Origin of the sequence: Ensifer sp. LC11, assembly GCF_001695835.1 — a bacterium.
Lineage (GTDB): Bacteria > Pseudomonadota > Alphaproteobacteria > Rhizobiales > Rhizobiaceae > Ensifer.
The window spans coordinates 432,559-451,401 of sequence record NZ_MBSO01000012.1; the positions used below are offsets into that span (position 1 = coordinate 432,559).

The following is an 18,843-nucleotide window of genomic DNA, read 5'->3' on the forward strand; positions in this document are numbered from 1 at the left end:
CGATATCGTAAATACGGACAAAAAGGGTAGCATGGAGGATGGGCGGCATGTCGGAAAGAACCGCGGAACCCGAGCAAAGTGTGGGCCCGAAAGTGTCCAGCCTCACCGGTCTCGACATGAGCCATATCCGGCTCTGCCCGGCCATCGCCTTCAACCGGATCGTCGGCGGGCGCTACAAGCTCCACATTCTCTGCGTGCTGGAAGGCGGCACCCACCGCTATGGCGAGATTGGACGGTCGCTGCTTCGCGGCGGGCTTGGAAAAGCGATCACCCCGCGCATTCTCAGCCGCGAATTGCGCGAACTGGAGGAACGCGGCCTTATCAGCCGCCGAGACTATCCAGTGGTGCCGCGCAAGGTGGAATACAGCCTGACCGATCACGGGCGGGCGCTGATGCCGATTCTCGCCGAGATCGTCCGTTGGGGCGCGACCGGCGCCCATGAGGAAATCCTCGGCATCTGAATTCCTCATCTTCAGCCGGCTCCAGGCCGGTGCTTCTCGCGGATGCTGCCGCCGCGCGCCGCGTTCACAGCTTCACGGACGAGAAGAAGAGGAAGCGCGGTTTGGTCGTCAGGCTTTTGTACGCCTCGGGAAAGAGCGTGCGGGCCCGCGTGATGTGGCGGGCTATGGTTTGCGGATGATGCTGCCAAGCGGCCGCTTCAGCAGGCTTTCACGCAGCGATCCTTCGCGCGGGCGGTCGCCGGGGGCTGCTAACGGTGCTTGTGGCGGCGATCCGTAGCGGGGCGCGGGTGCTTCGTCCGCCGGCTTTTCGCTCAGAAGCTGCTGGCGGATCTGGTTGAAGCGTTCGAGTTCCGGATTGGCCGGAGGTGCCGCGCGCGGGAGCATGTCCGGGCGATAGGGCTCGATCTGGGGCACCGGTTCGCTGAGGCCCTGTTGCGGCGCCGCCTCTGCTGAAGCGCCAAGTTCGGCTTCCCAGCGCTGCTCTTCGTTGGCGGTCTGCGCTGCTATGTAGCTCTGCTGGAAGCTGGAAATATCCGGCCCGCTGATGGCGCGCATACGGCTGACGATCGATCTGAGGTCGATGGTCGGCGGGTGGTCCTCGTCGATCCGGTCGATGATCCCGTGGGCGCGCGGCAGGCGCTCTTCGGCGATGCGGGAAAAACGCATGCGCATCGGCACGGCCACGGCTTCGCCAAACGCGATCGCCTCGCCGTTGCCGATCGACGAAATGAAGCTGGTGGTCGAGGTGGACGAGTTCGGAATGGCCGAGCGGATGATGTCCTGGTCGCGGTCGTTGGCAAGCCGCATGGCAAAGACCGTCGAGCACTGCGACAGGATCGTCGGGTCGAGTTCGCCGGGGCGCTGGGTGATGATGCCGAGCGAGACGCCGTATTTGCGGCCTTCCTTGGCGATGCGGGCGATGGCCTGGCGGGTCGGCAGGAAGCCGAGCGACGGATCGGCCGGCACGTAGCGGTGCGCTTCTTCGCAGACAACGAGCATATGGATGCCGCCATTGCTCCAGAGCCCGATTTCAAAGGCCATGCGGCAGAGCACCGAAGCGACCGAATTGACGACTTCCGAGGGGATGCCGGCCAGCTGGAAGGTGGCGATCGGCCGGCCGTCGCCGGGAATGCGAAACACCCGGGCGATCGTGTCCTGGATGGTGTCGGTGATCGTGTTGGAGGAGAACATGAAATGATAGCGCGGGTCGTTGATCGCCGAGACGATCTTGATCTTCAGCGAGCGCAGATGCGGCTTGTCATTGCGGCCCTCGAGCCTGCCGATGCGCTCGTCGATCAGCGCCAGGAGGTCGGCGATGCGATAGGGAACCGGCGTATCGGCGGTGATCGAGCTTTTTTCCGTCTGGCGCCGGACGACGCCGGCTTCGCCGCCGCCGCGAAAGGCCTTCTTCGCCTCGGGGATGATGTCGCGCAGCATGTCGAGCTCGTCCGGCGGGGCCGGGCGGCCACGGAAGATCACCTCGGCGAATTCTTCCAACCGGAAGAACCAGAAGGGCAGATCCAGCGTGTCGGTGTCGATGACGACGGCAAGATCGGGAAAGGCGGCGGCGAACTCGTTGTGCGGATCGAGGATCAGCACGCGCAGCTTCGGGTCGGCTGATATCGCCTTGTTGAGCAGCAGCGTGACCGCCGTCGACTTGCCGACGCCGGTCGTGCCGACGATCGCGAAGTGCTTGGCAAGCATCGAGGGAACGTGGATCGTCGCGTCGAGGCTCTCGTCCTGGGTAAGCTTGCCGATGATGCAACTGTCGTTGCGGCCGGAATCGTAGATGCGGGCAAGGTCGGCGGCACGGATCCGATGGGCGATGGCGCCGAGATAGGGGTACTGGCTGATGCCGGCGGAAAATTCTTCACGCCCGTCTGGCCCCTTGTGGACCTCGCCCATCAGCTCGACTTCGATGCGAAAGATGTTGTTGGCTTCCTCGCCCCATTCGCTGGAGGCGGTCTGCATGGAATAGACCAGCGCCACCACGCGGTTCCTGCCGACGGAAATGGAGATCAACCGGCCGACGGACCAGAGTTCGGTCAGCGAGGTTTCGCCGTTTTCGGCGATGGCGGCAATGGTGGCGCGCGAGCCGTTGCAGGCAACCACCCGTCCGAGGAACCGGTTGCCGGGCTTCAAGCCGTCACGGCGATCCTGCTCTCCGGCGCGGATCGAGGAATGAAGTTCATTGTTCAGCAACGCGCAAACCCCGGCAATACGGCCCTTCATGTTAGCCGAGGGGATTTAACAAGTGGTTTCGCGCGCTTGCTGAGGTAGCAGCGTGGGGTGCTGGCAAGGTGCCTTGTGCATTCGCTGCCCGCCAGCCCTGGACGCTCGTCAGGGTGACGGCAGCCGTGCAGCCATCTTCTGAGCCATACCCCCATACTGCCAGCGGATCATGAGATAGGAGACTGTGAGGCTGAACGCCAGCAAGCCAGCAAGCAGGAGCCAGAGACCCGGACCCAGGGATATGAACAGGGAAACAGCCTTTTGCCAGTAGGCGTAGTAGTAGAGTTGATACGCTGGGTCCGCGACAAGAAACGCCATTGCATAATACCAGGCAACGACCGCAATGAACGGCAGGGTACCGATTATCACGTTCAAGCCGAAGGAGACGCGGGAAAGCTGTCTCTTCTCTTCGTCGGTCGGGATTCTGCGATGATTTTGCACGAACCGGATGGCCGTGAAGGACGAAGGGAGCATAATCGACGCTGGCCAAAGGCCGTATTCAATCCCCTCGGGGAGTGGGCCCACGTAGATTTCGTAGGCGATCACCCCGGCCAAGATGGCCGCCAATTTAGCGACGGTGGTGAGGGCGCAGTAACGGTAATAGGGCGTCAGCGGCACAGTCGGGGTCACGGGCGATTCCTGGTGCGGTGGTTGTGGCACCACTTCGCACGGCTAGCGCATAACTTGCAAGGCGGCGCATTCCGTGCGTTCGCTCACCTCAGTCAGTGGCGAAGGATACGCATTCGGCGGCCGCGGCAAAGATCTGAAAAAGCGCTCGCCCTTCCGGCCAGTCGTCAACCCTGCTCTTGCTGTTGATATGGCCGAGAGCTCCGGCCTCGACGAAGTCGCTGCCCCACTGCGCCGCCCGTTCCTGCGCGTACTCAACGCTGCCAAAGGGATCGTTGGAGCTTGCGACGATCAGCGAAGGAAAACGGAGGCGGCCATCCGGCACCTCGGCGAAGCCCTTGGCCTCTGGCGGAAATGCGCCGGACGCCGGATCCGGAACGGCGACGAGAAAGGCGCCGGCGACCGCGCGGGTGGACGCCTTCTGCCAGTGCGCGACGAGCAGGCAGGCAAGGCTGTGGGCGACCAGCAGCGGCGGCGCCTCGGCTTCGGCAACGGCGCGGTCGAGCGCTGCGATCCAGTCTTCCAGGTCCGGTCGATCCCAGTCGCTCGGCTTGAAGCGGCGGACGCGGGCTTCGCTGCGCTCCCAGTGGGTTTGCCAATGCGTTTCTCCGGATCCGCCGATGCCGGGCAAAATGATGATATCGCTCATTGCCTTCCTCTCATTCTCGTGCTCGGAGAGACTGACAGCTTCCACTCCAGGCATGAATGCGCAATCATCGGAAAGCGCAGCTCATTGCCGATGAATTAAAGGTGAGACATGTCATTTGCCCGTATCGGCCGGTCGTCCCTCGACCCGACCGACATCGCCATCATCGAGGTGCTGCAGGAGGACGGGCGCATCGCGATCTCGGAACTCGGTCGCCGCATCGGCCTGTCGCAGCCGGCGACCTCGGAGCGGGTCAAGCGGCTGGAGGAGCGTGGCATCATCTCAGGCTATGGCGCCCGCATCGATGCGGCGCGCCTTGGCCTTGGCATGATGGCGGTGATCCGTCTGAAAACGACGCATGAGCATATCCGCGCCTGCCTCAAGCAGTTCGCCGAGATGCCGCAGGTGATCGAGGTGCTAAGGCTGACGGGCGAGGATTGCTTCCTCCTCAAGGTGCTGGTGCCGACACCGGGCGAACTGGAGACCATCGTCGACACGATTGCCCGTTTTGGCGCGGTCACAACCTCGCTCGTGCTCAGCGCCGAGGCGCCAAAGCCGATCGGGCGGGCGCTGATCCAGCGGATTTAGGGCCCCAGCGCCGGGACTGGGACACTTTTCGACTTGATTAAAGTCAATGCAGATTTGCGCGCGACGCGGGATAATTCATAGCTTGGCCAAGCGCCCGTCGTCGAGCCCCTGGTGCTGCGAGACGTGTTCCTGGCTGCACGTGCTCAACGGGCGGGGGGAAACCATGAGCAATGCAATTGCCACTATCGCCCGGACGCCCATTCTGTGGCTGCTCGTCTTTGTGCCCGTCGCGATCGCTGGTGAGCACATCTGGCCGCAGGCGCACACCTTGCTTTTCCTGCTTTCGGTGGCGGCGATCGTGCCGCTGGCCGCACTGCTCAGCCAGGCGACGGAGGCGGTTGCGGCACGCACCGGCGATACGGTCGGGGCGCTTCTCAATGCCACGCTTGGCAACCTGACGGAGCTTGTCATCGCGCTGATGGCGCTCGCCGCCGGCCAGTACCTGCTGGTCAAGGCCTCGCTCGCCGGCGCCATCGTCACCAATACGCTCTTCATGCTCGGAGGCTCGTTCCTCTTCGGCGGCCTGCGCTATCATCTCCAGGAGTTCAACCGGGTGAATGCGCGCTTCCAGGCGAGCCTTTTGTTCATGGCGACGATCGCGGTGCTCGTGCCATCGCTCATTGGCGCGGCCGACGGCCAGCCGCAGACGCCTTTTACCCAGCAATTGAGCGCCGGCCTGTCCGTTGTCCTCATCATCGCCTACGGGCTCTGGATGCTGTTTTCGCTCCGCACCCATCGCGAACTCTTCGTCTCCGCCGGTTCGGAGCATGGCGGAGAGGAGGCGCATTGGCCGCTTTCGACCGGCATCGGCGTGCTTCTGGTGGTGACGGTTCTGGTGGCGCTCGTCAGCGAAGTCTTCGTCGGCTCGGTCCAGGTGGCGGCCGAAGAGCTTGGCATGACGCCGGCCTTCGTCGGCTTCGTCGTCGTCGCGCTCGTGGGTGCTGCGGCCGAGATGGCAACGGCCTTTTCCGCCGCGCGCAAGGACCGGCTGGACCTGAGCGTCGGCATCGCGCTCGGCAGTGCCGTGCAGATCGCGCTCTTCGTTGCGCCGCTGCTGGTGCTCTTGAGCTATGTGCTTGGGCCGCAGCCGATGGACCTGCAGTTCTGGCCCGGCGCCATCGTCATGATGCTGGTCGCGACCATGGCCGCGACGCTGCTTTCCAACAGTGGCCGTTCCGCCTGGTACATGGGCGTGCTGGCGCTGACGGTCTACATGATCTTCGCCATGACGCTGTTTCTGCTGCCGCCGCAGGTGCAGCCCTGAGGCAAGCCGGTAAGGAGCGAACTGCGGATCGTCGGGAACGCGTAAAGCGGGCAAGGAATAAGGGGGGCGAGGAATAGGGGGACGCCTGCGTGCGCTCTGGATCGCAGGTCAGCACCCAGGCAGCCTTGGGCGCGCGGGTCTATTTCGGGGCGTTCATATCGAACACGACCCAGCGGAAGAACAGGTAGATCGCGCCGAAACTGAGGAGGAGGGGTGTGAGCACGGAAAGGTCAAGCATATCATTGCCCTTGTTCTTGGAGCTGCTTCATGCAGCCGCGCTAATCTTCCACGGCAAGCGTTAATGCGAGGTGCACGAGAGGGTGTCGATCTCTAAAATCCTTGTGGCTTCGATGTGTCTTGACCTCAACTTTACTTGAGGTCCTACAAGCTTCTCCATGACGGCTCATCCGCATGTCCTTTCCGGTCCGAATCCGGCCCGGAGAGCCACGCGACATGACAAGCACCATGGAGGACGCATGACCGAGCAATTGCTTTTCCGAAACCTGATGCGCATCACACCCGGCCATCTCGACGAATTCCGCGAGGCGGTAAAAAGCGCGATCAACTTCGTCGAAAGCCACGCGCCGCAGCTGATGGTGCAGACCTTCATCGACGAGAAGGCGATGCAGGCGGTGAGCATTCAGCTTTACCGCAACTCCGAGGACGTGCTCAGCCACTGGCAGATGTCGGATGCGCACATCAACAACGTCTCCGCCCACTGTGCGGTGGAGCGGCTCGAGGTCTATGGCGCTCCGAACGAGGAAGTGGCGAAGGGGCTTGCGCCTTTCATCGGCGACGGTCGCGGCTTCATCATGCCGCCGCTCACCGGTTTTTCGCGGTTCTAGCGAAGAACGAACGAGGTGCCGGATCTTTCCGGCGCGTCGGAAATCGAGCTATTGCATGTTGCCTTAAATCCTCGCCGGTTTAAGGACAAAAACATGCAGTAATTCAAGGTGCTACAGGCGACCTTTGCGCGTTCGATAGGGCGCGCGGCGCTGTGGGTTATATCCGGCCCAGATGCTCCTGCAGAAATTCGATGAAGCGCTGGGTCTTGGCCGGCAGCAGCCGGGTTTCGGTGATGGCGTGGACCGAGACGGACGATCCTTGCCACTCGGGCAGCACGCGTCTTAACCGGCCCTCGGTAAGGTCGTCGGCAACGATACGCTCGGCAAGCAGGGCAATGCCCTGACCGTTCACCGCCAGCGCGCGCATCATTCCGACGTTATTGAGTGTGAAGCGACCGCCGACGGAGACCTCGACCGTTTCGCGACCGTCGTCCAGCGTCCAGCTGTTTACCCTTGGCATGCAGATGCAGTGGTGTTGTGTCAGGGCCGCCGGCGCTCCCGGTTCACCGGATATCTCCAGATAGCTCGGCGAGGCATAGAGATAGCGCGGATGGCGGCCCAGCAGCCGCGCGATCAGGCGGGAGTCCTTCAGCTCGCCCATGCGGATCACGACGTCGATAGGCTCTGCCACGAGGTCGACGCGTCGCGACGTCAGGTCGAACTCGAAGGTGATGCCTGGATAGAGCCGGGCGAATTCGGCGATCAGCGGCGTCAGGTAGACGGTGGCGAAATCGACCGGCATCGACACGCGCAAGAGGCCGCTCGGCTGCTCCAGCATGGCGCCAAGCTGCTCGTGCGCCAGGCGCGCCTCGTCGACGATGCGTTTGCTGCGCTCAAAGTAAATTTGGCCGGCCTCGGTGAGTTCGATCTTGCGTGTCGTGCGGTTGAGGAGCCTCAATCCGATCGCCTTCTCCAGCTCGCTGATCCGCCGCGACAGGGTGGAGTTGGGCATGCCGACGACCTCGGCGGCCTTTCGAAAGCTTTTCACCTTCGCCACTTCGACGAAAAGCGCCATGTCGTTCAGATGGGTCATCATATTGCTCCATCAATGGAACAGTAATTTCAGTTTATCCGTATTTATCTCAATGGTGGAATGATGGACAAGGGGTCCCGACAAAGGAAGTCTCAAAGGAGAGCCTGATGAGCCTGCTATTCACCCCCGTCCGCATCGGCCGCTACACACTCGCCAACCGTCTCGTCATGGCGCCGATGACGCGCAGCCGCGCCGAATTTGACGGCACGCCCGGGGCGCATGCTGCCGAATACTATGCCCAGCGCGCCAGCGTCGGCCTGATCGTAACCGAAGGCACTCAGCCTTCGGACGATGGTCAGGGCTATATGACCACGCCGGGCATCTACACCGACGCGCATGTCGCCGGCTGGCAGAAGATCACTTCGGCCGTGCACGACAGAGGCGGTCGTATCTTCATCCAGCTCATGCACGCCGGGCGCATGTCGCATCCGGACAACACGCCGCATCACCGGCAGGGCGTCGCGCCCTCGGCGATCGCGCCGGGCAGCCCGATGTTCACGGCGAAGGGCATGCAGGATATTCCGACGCCGCATGCGCTGACGACCGAGGAGGTCCGCCGGACCGTCGCCGACTTCCGCCACGCGGCCCGCCGCGCGGTCGAGGCCGGTGCCGATGGCGTCGAGATCCACGGCGCAAACGCCTATCTGGTCCATCAGTTCCTTGCCCCGAGCGCCAACAACCGAAGTGATGAATACGGTGGCTCGATCGAGAACCGCGCGCGCTTCGCGATCGAGGTGGCCACAGCGATCGCCGAGGAGATCGGCGCGGACCGGACGGCGATGCGCCTGTCCCCGGGCCTTTCGATGTGGGGCATCGACGAGGGCGCGGAAGGACCGGATCTCTATCGCCACCTGGTTGCCGAGCTCAACAAGTTGGGGCTCGCCTATCTGCATATCATGCAACAGGGCGACGAGCCGCTTCTCGCCTCGATCCGCCAACTCTGGAGACAGCCGCTGATCCTGAACAGGCCCGGCCGTCCGCGCATCGAGATTGGTTCTGACCTGGCATCGGGGCTCGCTGATCTGGAAGCCTACGGCCAGATGCTGCTTGCCAATCCGGATTTCGTCCATCGGCTGAAGGCCGATGCGCCGATGAACGAGGCGGACCGCATGACCTATTTCGGCGGCACGGAGAAGGGTTACATCGACTACCCGGCACTGGCCGCGTCCGCCTGAGAGCTGCCTTCAGCCCTTGAAACGTGCCGCCTCTTCAGACCCTCGCGTCGCATCGCCGGCGCTATAGGAGTGCGCGCCGGCGCCGGCGAGCTTGCCGCCGGCGACGATCAGATAGTCCTCGCGGATCGGCCTGCCTTCGAACCAGCATTCCAGAATCTCCCGCGTGCCGGCGGCATAACGGGCCTGGGCCGACAGCGACGATCCCGAAATATGCGGCGTCATGCCGTGATGCGGCATCGAACGCCAGGGGTGGTCCTTGGGCGGCGGCTGCGGGAACCACACGTCGCCGGCATAGCCGGCGATCTGGCCGCTATCGAGCGCGCGGGCTACCGCGTCGCGGTTGCAGATCTTGCCGCGCGCCGTGTTCACCAGATAGGCGCCGCGCTTCATCCTGGCGATCATCGCCTCGTCGAAGAGGTTCTCCGTCTCCGGGTGGAGCGGCGCGTTGATGGTGACGACATCGCAAACGGGCACCATATCTGTCGCCGTCTCGTGGAAGGTGACGCCGAGTTCCTTCTCGACGGCGTCGGGGAGCCGATGGCGGTCGGTATAATGCAGCTTGACGTCGAACGGCTTCAGCCGGCGAAGCACGGCGCTGCCGATCCGCCCGGCACCGACCGTACCGATTTCCATCCCCTCGATGTCATAGGAGCGCGCGACGCAGTCGGCGATGTTCCAGCCGCCTTTGACGACCCATTGGTAGGAGGGGATATAGTTGCGCGCCAGGCTGAGGATCATCATGACCACGTGTTCGGAGACGCTGATCGAGTTGCAGTAGGTCACTTCGGCCACGGTGATGCCGCGATCGATCGCGGCCTGGAGATCGACGTGATCCGAGCCGATGCCGGCGGTGATTGCGAGTTTCAGCTTGCTCGCCTTGGCGATCCTGTCGGCCGTCAGGTAGGCCGGCCAGAAGGGTTGCGAGATCACGATTTCGGCGTCGACGAGCTCGCGTTCGAAGACGCTGTCGGGACCGTCCTTGTCGGAGGTGACGACCAGGCTGTGTCCCAGGCGTTCGAGAAACGGCCTCAGGCCCAGTTCACCGGAGACGCTGCCCAGCAGCGTTCCCGGCTGAAAATCGATGGCCTTGGGCGTGGGAAGCGCCTGGCCGCCGGGGTAGCGCTCGAGTTTCGGCAGCCCGTCCCGCGCGTAACTTGTGGGATATCCGTCGACCGGATCGTCGTAGAGGACGCAAACGACCTTTGCCATTTCCATCTCCCTTCATCGAGAAAACGAAGAGGGAGGCCCTCGACACTCTCAACGCTGCCGGTCACCGCGGACGAACAGCAGGGCGATGTGCTCTGTTGAATGAACTGTGGCCAGCACGTCGCTGTAACGTTGGCTTCTGCATGGCCTTCGATCGACCTCGATTTGGGGACCGATGCAGCAGGGCTCCCGCGTTCGTAGCGTTGGCACTACTTAGAGGAAAAGTGGAGGAGAGAAGCAAGGTTTCAAGTGCAGCGGCCCGAATGTCGCTTGCGATCAGACGCCGCCGGCGCGGGCATTGCCTTCAGCGCATCGCGTCTCCGTTGTTCAGCATTTCCGAAAAGCCGTTGACGCCTAGGGCTTTTGTGGTTATCAACTCGGCCCATGAAAAATTTCGCGGTTATTCTTGTGGTGGGACGGCGCATGGGCAGGATGGTGTAACCATCCGGCGGTAGCCACCCATGCGCTGAACGAGGCTCCTGACGGGGCCTTTTTTTATGCCTTCAAACAAGCTAAGCACCCAACTGGGAAAAGGGACGGAAGCAAGTCAATGAGCGGTACAGAAAACCAGATGACAGGCGCGGAGATCGTTCTCCAGGCTCTGAGAGACAACGGCGTCGAGCATATCTTCGGCTATCCCGGCGGCGCCGTGCTTCCGATCTACGACGAAATCCACCAGCAGGACGATATCCAGCACATTCTCGTTCGCCACGAGCAGGGCGCCGGCCACATGGCCGAAGGTTATGCCCGCTCCACCGGCAAGGTCGGCGTCATGCTGGTCACGTCGGGCCCCGGCGCCACCAATGCCGTCACGCCGCTGCAGGACGCGCTGATGGATTCGATCCCGCTCGTCTGCATCTCCGGCCAGGTTCCGACCCCTCTGATCGGCTCGGACGCCTTCCAGGAATGCGACACCGTCGGTATCACCCGGCCGTGCACCAAGCACAACTGGCTGGTCAAGGACGTCAACGATCTCGCCCGCATCATCCATGAGGCCTTCCGCATCGCCCAGTCCGGCCGTCCGGGCCCGGTTGTCGTCGACATCCCGAAGGATGTGCAGTTTGCGACCGGCACCTACACGCCGCCGTCCGCCGTTCCGACCCAGAAGAGCTACCAGCCGAAGAAGCAGGGCGATCTGAAGAAGATCGAGGAAGCGGTCGAGCTGATGCGCAACGCGCGCCAGCCGATCATCTATTCCGGCGGCGGCGTCATCAATTCCGGTCCGGAAGCCTCGCACCTGCTGCGCGAACTGGTCGAACTGACCGGCTTCCCGATCACCTCGACGCTGATGGGGCTGGGCGCCTATCCGGCTTCCGGCAAGGCCTGGCTCGGCATGCTCGGCATGCACGGCACCTATGAGGCCAACATGGCGATGCATGACTGCGACGTCATGGTCTGCATCGGCGCCCGCTTCGACGACCGCATCACCGGCCGCCTCAACGCGTTTTCGCCGAATTCGAAGAAAATCCACATCGACATCGACCCGTCGTCGATCAATAAGAACGTGCGCGTCGACGTGCCGATCCTCGGCGATGTCGGCACGGTTCTGGAAGACATGGTCCGCCTGTGGCGCGCCGCTTCCAAGTCGGCCGACAAGACGCGGCTTTCCGACTGGTGGGAGACGATCACCAAGTGGCGCGCCCGCAATTCGCTGGCCTATGCGCCGAACGACGACGTCATCATGCCGCAATACGCGATCCAGCGGCTCTATGAGCTCAGCAAGGGCCGCGACACCTACATCACCACCGAAGTCGGCCAGCACCAGATGTGGGCGGCCCAGTTCTTCGGCTTCGAACAGCCGAACCGCTGGATGACCTCGGGTGGTCTCGGTACCATGGGTTATGGCTTCCCGGCCGCCATCGGCGTTCAGGTCGCGCACCCGAACAGCCTCGTCGTCGACATTGCCGGCGATGCGTCGATCCAGATGTGCATCCAGGAAATGTCCTGCGCGGTTCAGTATGGCCTGCCGGTCAAGATCTTCATCCTGAACAACCAGTACATGGGCATGGTGCGTCAATGGCAGCAGCTGCTGCACGGCAACCGCCTGTCGCACTCCTACACCGAGGCGATGCCTGACTTCGTCAAGCTGGCGGAAGCCTATGGCGGCGTCGGTATCCGCTGCGAAAAGCCGAGCGAGCTCGACGCTGCGATCCGCCAGATGATCGACACGCCGGCACCGGTCATTTTCGATTGCCGTGTCGCCAATCTCGCCAACTGCTTCCCGATGATCCCCTCGGGCAAGGCCCATAACGAGATGCTGTTGCCCGACGAAGCCACGGACGAAGCGGTCGCCAACGCGATCGACGCCAAGGGCCGTCAGCTGGTCTGAGATAGGTAGAGGAACCACTCACATGAACGCACACCTTCAACCGACCGGCTCCGCCTACTTCATCGCCAAGGAGACCGAGCTCGCCGAAACCCACACGCTTTCGGTTCTCGTCGACAACGAGCCGGGCGTCCTTGCCCGCGTCATCGGCCTGTTCTCCGGCCGCGGCTACAACATCGAAAGCCTTACGGTTTCGGAAACGGAACACGAGGCGCACCTGTCGCGCATCACCATCGTGACGCGCGGCACGCCGCACGTGCTCGACCAGATCAAGAACCAGCTCGAACGGCTGGTTCCGGTCCACCGCGTCGTCGACCTGACGGTGCGGGCCGCCGGCCTTGGCCATGACCGGCCGATCGAGCGCGAACTGGCGCTCGTCAAGGTCCACGGCTCGGGCGACCACCGTGTCGAGGCTCTGCGGCTTGCCGACGCCTTCCGTGCCTCTGTTATCGACGCCAACATCGATCACTTCGTCTTCGAGATCACCGGCAAGCCGTCGAAGATCGAGCAGTTCATCGCCATCATGAAGCCGCTCGGCCTCATCGAAGTCTGCCGCACCGGCATTGCGGCGATGAACCGCGGCCCGCAGGGCATGTGATTTTCGGGCAGGTGAGGGGCCTTGCGCTCTCTGCGCGAGGCTCTAGGCAGGATTGCCTTCTACGCTTGGTGTGCCCCTCTCTTCCCGCCTGCAGAGAGGGGAATGCCGTCAGCCGGGCCGTGCTCGGCGATGCCCAAAACGGGACCGAGAGCGGACGGGCAGCTTGCGGGATGACATCGAGAGACGCGGCCGGTCCGCATTGACTTTGAACAGGCATCCAACGACTTCTCCTCTTGGCTCCTGTCGAAAGCCCGAATGGACCGAAGCGAACCCGGAACCGCTGAGACAACAGCCACTGGTATCACTCCCACGCCATCCAGGTTACGATGCTTAGCTGAGAACGGGCGCGGCGGCTCGTCGGACCACCTACGTCAGGAGGGCATTGTGAAGTCGCCAACAGTGAGAGTCATGGCAGAGGCCGAGGAAGATCTGGCGGTCGAAACGGTCATGCTGGCATTTGCAGCGGATCCTATGGCGCGATGGACCTGGCCGCAGGCACACCAGTACCTTGCGGCCATGCCGCGCATGATCCGGGCGTTCGGGAGCAGCGCATTCTCAAACGGAAGCGCCTTTTGCACTGACGGTTACGCCGGGACGGCACTGTGGCTACCGCCCGGGGTGCATTCCGACGAGGAAGCACTTGTTGCGGTGATCGAGAGCACGGTCGCGCCCTCTCTTACCCCCGAAACCACGGCCATATTCGAACAGATGGCCACGTACCACCCGACCGAACCACATTGGTACCTGCCCCTGATCGGCGTCGACCCGGCGCATCAAGGCAAAGGTCTCGGCGACGCCCTGATGGCGTACGCACTCGCTCGGTGCGATCGCGATCACGCGCCAGCCTATTTGGAATCCTCGAACCCGCGCAACATTCCGTTCTACCGGCGCCACGGCTTCGAACCGCTCGGCGCGATCCAGGCCGGTTCGTCGCCGACGCTCGTCCCGATGCTGCGGGGGCCCCGTTGAGCTTCAGTTCGATCGGGTAGTTTGTGGCATATGGGGCCCTTAGCCGGCGGGCAGCGGTCGGGGAGCAGGCGCTGAAAGCTGACGTTCGTTCACCAGCGGCTCGAAGGTCCGCTTTTGACCCGCAGCAGACGATTTTTGCTGCCGCCGCCGCGGTGCATGACCTCGGACGACCGGTGGGGAAAGTTCGGGACGCTTGCGCTTCCTGCGCTAGCAGGTTAGAAACTGAACTACATGGTTCAGTATGTAAGTCCTCCCCTCGATCTCTCGTTTGCGGCGCTGTCCGATGCGACCCGCCGCGGGATCATCGATCAGCTTGGGCGAGGGGACGCGTCGGTCACCAGTCTCGCGGATAAGTTCCAGATGACGCTGACCGGCATGAAGAAGCACGTCCAGGTTCTCGAGCGGGCCGGGCTCGTCGTCACGCAGAAGGTCGGACGGGTGAGAACGTGCAAGCTTGGGAAACGCGGCCTCAAGGCGGAGGCCGAGTGGATTGAGGCGCATCGCAAGCTCTTCGAGGCCCGTTTCGAAGCATTGGACGAAATCATCAGCGAAATGAAACAGGAGGGAAGCGATGACTCGGCAAGTTGACAGTGCAGATGGTGCGCAGAACCGCACGTCAGTCGAGCGCAGAGGAGATCGCGAGCTCGTCGTAACGCGGACATTCAATGCGCCGCCGAGCACGGTTTACAGGGCGTGGAGCCAACCCGATCTGTTCCAGCGCTGGTGGGTGCCAAAATCGGTATCCGGCGTTTCGCTCGTGTCGTGCGAGATGGACGTCCGTACCGGCGGCAAATATCGGCTGGAATTCGGCGCCGGCGGTTCGGACACCATGGCCTTCTATGGCAAGTATCTCGAAGTGGTGCCGAACGAGCGCATCGTCTGGACCAACGACGAGGGCGAAGAGGGCGCGATCACGACCGTGACCTTCGAGGACCAAGGCGGGAAGACACTCCTGAAGTTTCGCGAAGTCTATCCGTCCAAGGAGGCGCTTGAGGAGGCACTACAGGGCTCGGCGGCCGCATTGCCGGAGCAGTTGGAGCAGCTCGACGAATTGCTTTCCAGCATAGGCGAGTAGCGCGGGTCGGGAAACTCGCCTCGAGGGAACGGAACGTCTGCTCCCAAAACCAGGCCACAGCCGTTGCGACGCATTTGTGCCGAGCGTTCGCCACGGGGTTCCTTCTCCCTGCTTGCGGGGAGAAGGTGGCCGGCAGGCCGGATGAGGGGCAGGCGAAGCCGTTGCTGAAATTGCCCGATGCCGCGTGCGTTGTTGACTTCGCCGGCATTTCTCGCCGACTAATCCCGCAGAGAACTTCAAAAGATATCAGGTGCCGGATGAGCTCCACGACGATGCAGGCATTGGTCCTGACCCGATACGGCGGTCCCGACGCTGCTGAGTTGCGCGACGTGCCGCGTCCGCGACCGGCGCGCGGCGACGTGCTCGTCCGGGTGCAGGCCGCCGGTCTCAATCCGGTTGACTACAAGACACGGGAGGGAATGCTCAAGGTCGTCCAGCGCTATCCGTTGCCGATTGTGATGGGCAACGAGCTTGCGGGCGTCGTCGAGACGCTGGGTGAGGGCGTGACGTCCTTCGCACCGGGAGACCGGGTCTTTGCGCGCATGCCCAAGGAAGCCATGGGCGGTTTGGCCGAGTATGCGGTCGTGCCCGAAAAGTTTCTGGCGAAGATGCCCGCCTCCATCGACTTCAACGCGGCAGCCGGCGTGCCGCTTGCCGGCCTCACTGCGCTGCAGGCCCTGCGCGACGAACTTCATGTGGGCCAGGGCAGCCGGGTCTTCATACCCGGTGGCGCCGGCGGCGTCGGCACCTTTGCCATCCAGCTGGCGAAATGGCTGGGCGCGGAGGTGACAACCACGGCATCGCCCCGTGGCCGCGCGCTTGTCGAGGGCCTCGGCGCTGACGTGGTGATCGATTACACGACAGAACGGTTCGAGGAGCAGCTGCGCAACATGGATGGCGCCTTCGATCTGCTCGGCGGCGAAACGCTTCTAAAGTCGTTCAGTGTGGTCAAGCGCGGTGGAAAAGTGGTGTCCATTGCCGGCATGCCTGAGCCCGAAACGGCGCGGAAGGATCTCGGCCGTGGCGTGGCCCTGAGGGCGCTGTTCTGGCTGGCATCCTACCGGATACGGGCAGTCGCCCGGAAGCATGGCGTCTCCTACCGCTATCTCTTCATGCATCCTGATGGTGCCGAGCTCGCCGAACTCGCAGATCTCATCGAGACCGGGGCGATCCGGCCCGTCGTCGATCGGGTGTTTCCGTTCAAGGATGTTGCAGATGCCTTTGCCTATCTGGAATCCGGTCGCGCCAAAGGCAAGGTGGTGGTGGAGTTCACAAGCCCGCCTGCGTGACGGAGGCTGCGATTGCGGCTCGCCGCGCACCCGCGCGGATGCGAGGTGCCTCTAAGACTTCGCCTTGGCTTCGCTTTCCCGCTTGAGCGGGCGGCTGACCGGGCAGACCTCCTGGGCAAAACCATTCAGCGTGTTGATCAGATTGTTCGTGACGAGTGTGTAGTGGACGAACTGGCCGCGTTTTTCCTTCGTGATCAGGCCGGCGTTTTCCAGCACCGTCAGATGCTGCGACACCGAGGGTTTGCTCATGTTGAACCGCTCGGCGATTTCGCCTGCCGTCAGGCTCGAAGCGGAGAGATAGGCCAGAATCTTGCGCCGGTGCAGCGAGGATAACGCGTTGAACACGCGTTGCGCCGATCCGCCTGCTTCATGGTTGAGCGTGTCGTCGTCCACAACGTCTCCTTTGCCGCCGGCAGCCGACCATCGGTCGGTCAACAGGTAGTTAGGATATTGCCTAAATACCTATTCGCGGGTAAGTATGTAGTTAGTTTATTTCCTAAATAACTTCTGCGCCGGTTGTTTTCAACCGGGTCCTTCAGTGTTGCCTGAAAACTGGTCAAGGTTTTGAAGCGGAGGGTGCCATGGATGTCGTGTCGACCGGGCGAATGATTGCAGAGCTTGAAAGCGACCCGGTGAGCGGTAAGGTCGTCTGGGTTCCAGGCAAATCGCTCTGGATTGCCGCAATGACGCTGGTGGCCCTGATCGGTGCGCCAATGACGTTTTCGGTGGATGCCCTTGCGGTCTTCGTCGTTCTCACGGCGCTGACGATCTGCCTCGGTCATTCGGTCGGCATGCACCGCCTGCTGATCCACCGCTCGTTCCAGGCGCCACTCTGGCTTGAACGTGTACTGGTCTACTTCGGGGTGCTCGTCGGCATGGCCGGGCCGTTCGGCATGATCCATGCTCACGACATTCGCGACTGGGCACAGCGCCAGCAGGCCTGTCACGATCTCTTCGCCCACCGCCGCCCGTTTTTTGAGGACGCGTTCTGGCAGATGCATTGCGCCTTGGCGCTTGATCATCCGCCGCGGTTCATGATTGAGGAACGGGTTCGCCGAGACGGGTTCTATCGCTTCCTCGAGGCGACATGGATGCTGCAGCAAGTGCCGCTGGCGCTATTGCTTTTCGCCTTTGGCGGGATTTCCTGGGTCGTCTGGGGTGTGGCGGTGCGTGTTTCCGTTTCCCTGACCGGGCACTGGCTGATCGGCCACTTTGCCCATCGCGGCGGCGAGCAGGGGTGGCGGGTCGATGGCGTCGCCGTGCAAGGCTACAACCTGCCGCGGTTCGGTCTGGTGACCTTCGGCGAAGCCTATCATGGCAACCACCACGCCTTTCCGGAGTCCGCCCGGCTCGGGATCGAGGCTGGGCAGGTCGATCTGGGCTGGTGGTTCATCCGTCTGCTTTCGCATCTCGGATTGGCTTCGGCGATCAAGCTGCCGTCCAATATGCAACGGCGCGCCGGTCTCAGGCGTGTCGCGGCGGCGGTTGGAGGACCGGATACCCAGCGAAAAAGCTGTCCGGTCCTGCGCACGCTTCTGCGTTAGCATCAGCTCTGCGTTAGCATCTGCCCGTCAGATCATCTCCAGCGAGCGCTTGCGTTTCGGCGGCGGGAAGGCGCGGTCGAGGTCGGCGAGGTTTTCCGCCGTCAGATGGATGTCCATCGCGTCGCGGTTTTCGCGGGCGCGTGTCGCTGAACCCGTTTTCGGGATGGCGATGACGCCGGGACGGCTCTTCAGGAAGGCGAGCGCGATCTGCGCCGGCGTTGCCTGATGCGCCTTGGCGATGTGGATGAGATCCGGGTTGCGCAGGAGGCGGCCCTCGTCGAGCGGCGAGTAGGCCATGATGGCGATGCGATGCTTTTGACACCAGGGCAGAAGATCGAATTCGATGCCGCGGCGCGAGAGATTGTAGAGCACCTGGTTGACAGCGACGTTGCCGCCATCCGGTACCGAGAGCAGTTCCTCCGTGTCGTCGACGTCGAAATTGGAGACGCCCCAGGCGCCGATCTTGCCCGCCTTTTTCAATGCCTCGAAGGCGGCGACGGTTTCGGCCAGCGGATAACCGCCGCGCCAGTGCAGCAGGTAGAGGTCGATATGGTCGACGCCGAGGTGGCGCAGGCTGCGCTCGCAGGCGGCTTCGGTGCCGATCCGGCTCGCATTCGAGGGCAGCACCTTGCTGACGATGAAGGCGTCGTCGCGTCGGCCCCGCACCGCTTCGCCGACCACCTGTTCCGAGGCGCCGTTGCCATACATTTCCGCCGTGTCGATCAGCGTCAGGCCGAGATCGAGGCCGAGCTGCAGGCTCTTCACCTCGTCGGCCCTGCGGGCCGGCGTGTCGCCCATGCGCCAGGTGCCTTGGCCCAAAACCGGAACGTTGCGGCCATCCGGAAGCGTGGTTGTCGGGATCGGATCGTGCATGCTGTTCTCCTTGCGGCCGGAATTGCCGATGGCGCCGCGCGCCTCTCAAGATACGCCTGGGATGCTGTAGCACTTTGAAGTGTCGTATGTTT

19 protein-coding genes and 1 pseudogene are annotated in these 18,843 nt (G+C 63.0%); 12 read left to right on the forward strand and 8 right to left on the reverse strand.

Going from position 1 to position 18,843, the window contains the following annotated elements; all coding sequences use genetic code 11:
• Positions 1 to 47: 47 nt before the first annotated feature.
• Positions 48 to 461, forward strand: coding sequence for a helix-turn-helix domain-containing protein (locus BBX50_RS10740; protein ID WP_244513129.1), 414 nt, complete (start codon positions 48 to 50; stop codon positions 459 to 461).
• Between the two features lie 64 nt (positions 462 to 525).
• Here BBX50_RS10740 and BBX50_RS31030 read toward each other — a convergent pair.
• The 4 genes and pseudogenes from BBX50_RS31030 to BBX50_RS10755 all read right to left on the reverse strand — a co-directional run.
• Positions 526 to 609 (reverse strand): annotated as a pseudogene (locus tag BBX50_RS31030) (SAM-dependent methyltransferase); the annotation flags it as partial.
• A 14-nt stretch (positions 610 to 623) separates the two neighbouring features.
• Positions 624 to 2,663 (reverse strand): ATP-binding protein, encoded by a 2,040-nt coding sequence (locus BBX50_RS10745; RefSeq protein ID WP_065775283.1) that lies wholly within the window; start codon positions 2,661 to 2,663, stop codon positions 624 to 626.
• 138 nt (positions 2,664 to 2,801) lie between these two features.
• Positions 2,802 to 3,323 carry an ABZJ_00895 family protein gene (locus BBX50_RS10750; RefSeq protein WP_065775284.1) on the reverse strand — a complete coding sequence of 174 codons (522 nt, stop codon included), beginning with the start codon at positions 3,321 to 3,323 and terminating at the stop codon, positions 2,802 to 2,804.
• An 88-nt stretch (positions 3,324 to 3,411) separates the two neighbouring features.
• Positions 3,412 to 3,969, reverse strand: a complete 558-nt coding sequence (locus tag BBX50_RS10755) for an alpha/beta fold hydrolase (RefSeq protein WP_065775285.1) — start codon at positions 3,967 to 3,969, stop codon at positions 3,412 to 3,414.
• 108 nt (positions 3,970 to 4,077) lie between these two features.
• Between BBX50_RS10755 and BBX50_RS10760 the strand changes: the two genes are divergently transcribed.
• The 3 genes from BBX50_RS10760 (at position 4,078) to BBX50_RS10770 (ending at position 6,663) form a co-directional block, all read left to right on the forward strand.
• Positions 4,078 to 4,554: an Lrp/AsnC family transcriptional regulator gene (locus BBX50_RS10760; protein ID WP_065775286.1), complete on the forward strand. Its 477-nt coding sequence runs from the start codon at positions 4,078 to 4,080 to the stop codon at positions 4,552 to 4,554.
• Positions 4,555 to 4,717: 163 nt separating this feature from the next.
• Positions 4,718 to 5,818: a calcium/proton exchanger gene (gene cax, locus BBX50_RS10765; protein WP_065775287.1), complete on the forward strand. Its 1,101-nt coding sequence runs from the start codon at positions 4,718 to 4,720 to the stop codon at positions 5,816 to 5,818.
• Positions 5,819 to 6,294: 476 nt separating this feature from the next.
• Complete coding sequence (locus BBX50_RS10770) at positions 6,295 to 6,663, forward strand: hypothetical protein (RefSeq protein WP_065775288.1); 369 nt, start codon at positions 6,295 to 6,297, stop codon at positions 6,661 to 6,663.
• A gap of 157 nt (positions 6,664 to 6,820) precedes the next feature.
• Here BBX50_RS10770 and BBX50_RS10775 read toward each other — a convergent pair whose 3' ends face one another.
• Positions 6,821 to 7,696 (reverse strand): LysR family transcriptional regulator, encoded by an 876-nt coding sequence (locus tag BBX50_RS10775; RefSeq protein ID WP_139108443.1) that lies wholly within the window; start codon positions 7,694 to 7,696, stop codon positions 6,821 to 6,823.
• Between the two features lie 107 nt (positions 7,697 to 7,803).
• On the opposite strand from BBX50_RS10775, the gene BBX50_RS10780 reads away from it, so the two are divergent.
• Positions 7,804 to 8,871: an alkene reductase gene (locus BBX50_RS10780; protein ID WP_065775290.1), complete on the forward strand. Its 1,068-nt coding sequence runs from the start codon at positions 7,804 to 7,806 to the stop codon at positions 8,869 to 8,871.
• Positions 8,872 to 8,880: 9 nt separating this feature from the next.
• Here BBX50_RS10780 and BBX50_RS10785 read toward each other — a convergent pair whose 3' ends face one another.
• Positions 8,881 to 10,080: an NAD-dependent formate dehydrogenase gene (locus BBX50_RS10785; RefSeq protein ID WP_065775291.1), complete on the reverse strand. Its 1,200-nt coding sequence runs from the start codon at positions 10,078 to 10,080 to the stop codon at positions 8,881 to 8,883.
• 547 nt (positions 10,081 to 10,627) lie between these two features.
• Between BBX50_RS10785 and BBX50_RS10790 the strand changes: the two genes are divergently transcribed.
• From BBX50_RS10790 to BBX50_RS10815, 6 genes are all read left to right on the forward strand, one after another.
• Positions 10,628 to 12,406 (forward strand): acetolactate synthase 3 large subunit, encoded by a 1,779-nt coding sequence (locus tag BBX50_RS10790; RefSeq protein ID WP_065775292.1) that lies wholly within the window; start codon positions 10,628 to 10,630, stop codon positions 12,404 to 12,406.
• A 22-nt stretch (positions 12,407 to 12,428) separates the two neighbouring features.
• The gene (gene ilvN / locus BBX50_RS10795; protein ID WP_065775293.1) at positions 12,429 to 13,001 is read left to right on the forward strand and encodes an acetolactate synthase small subunit; all 573 of its coding nucleotides are present in this window, start codon (positions 12,429 to 12,431) and stop codon (positions 12,999 to 13,001) included.
• A gap of 384 nt (positions 13,002 to 13,385) precedes the next feature.
• Positions 13,386 to 13,970 (forward strand): GNAT family N-acetyltransferase, encoded by a 585-nt coding sequence (locus BBX50_RS10800; protein WP_201723467.1) that lies wholly within the window; start codon positions 13,386 to 13,388, stop codon positions 13,968 to 13,970.
• A gap of 231 nt (positions 13,971 to 14,201) precedes the next feature.
• Positions 14,202 to 14,558, forward strand: coding sequence for a metalloregulator ArsR/SmtB family transcription factor (locus tag BBX50_RS10805; protein WP_065775295.1), 357 nt, complete (start codon positions 14,202 to 14,204; stop codon positions 14,556 to 14,558).
• Positions 14,542 to 15,045, forward strand: a complete 504-nt coding sequence (locus tag BBX50_RS10810) for an SRPBCC family protein (RefSeq protein WP_065775296.1) — start codon at positions 14,542 to 14,544, stop codon at positions 15,043 to 15,045. Before BBX50_RS10805 ends, BBX50_RS10810 begins: the two co-directional genes overlap by 17 nt.
• A 257-nt stretch (positions 15,046 to 15,302) precedes the next feature.
• Positions 15,303 to 16,334 carry an NADP-dependent oxidoreductase gene (locus BBX50_RS10815; protein ID WP_244513130.1) on the forward strand — a complete coding sequence of 344 codons (1,032 nt, stop codon included), beginning with the start codon at positions 15,303 to 15,305 and terminating at the stop codon, positions 16,332 to 16,334.
• Positions 16,335 to 16,385: 51 nt separating this feature from the next.
• Here BBX50_RS10815 and BBX50_RS10820 read toward each other — a convergent pair whose 3' ends face one another.
• A complete protein-coding gene (locus BBX50_RS10820; protein WP_065775298.1) occupies positions 16,386 to 16,727 on the reverse strand; it encodes a metalloregulator ArsR/SmtB family transcription factor in 342 nt (113 codons plus the stop codon).
• Positions 16,728 to 16,915: 188 nt separating this feature from the next.
• On the opposite strand from BBX50_RS10820, the gene BBX50_RS10825 reads away from it, so the two are divergent.
• Complete coding sequence (locus tag BBX50_RS10825) at positions 16,916 to 17,878, forward strand: acyl-CoA desaturase (protein ID WP_065775299.1); 963 nt, start codon at positions 16,916 to 16,918, stop codon at positions 17,876 to 17,878.
• Between the two features lie 27 nt (positions 17,879 to 17,905).
• On the opposite strand, the gene BBX50_RS10830 is transcribed toward BBX50_RS10825, so the two are convergent.
• The gene (locus tag BBX50_RS10830; protein ID WP_065775300.1) at positions 17,906 to 18,751 is read right to left on the reverse strand and encodes an aldo/keto reductase; all 846 of its coding nucleotides are present in this window, start codon (positions 18,749 to 18,751) and stop codon (positions 17,906 to 17,908) included.
• Positions 18,752 to 18,843 lie beyond the last annotated feature (92 nt).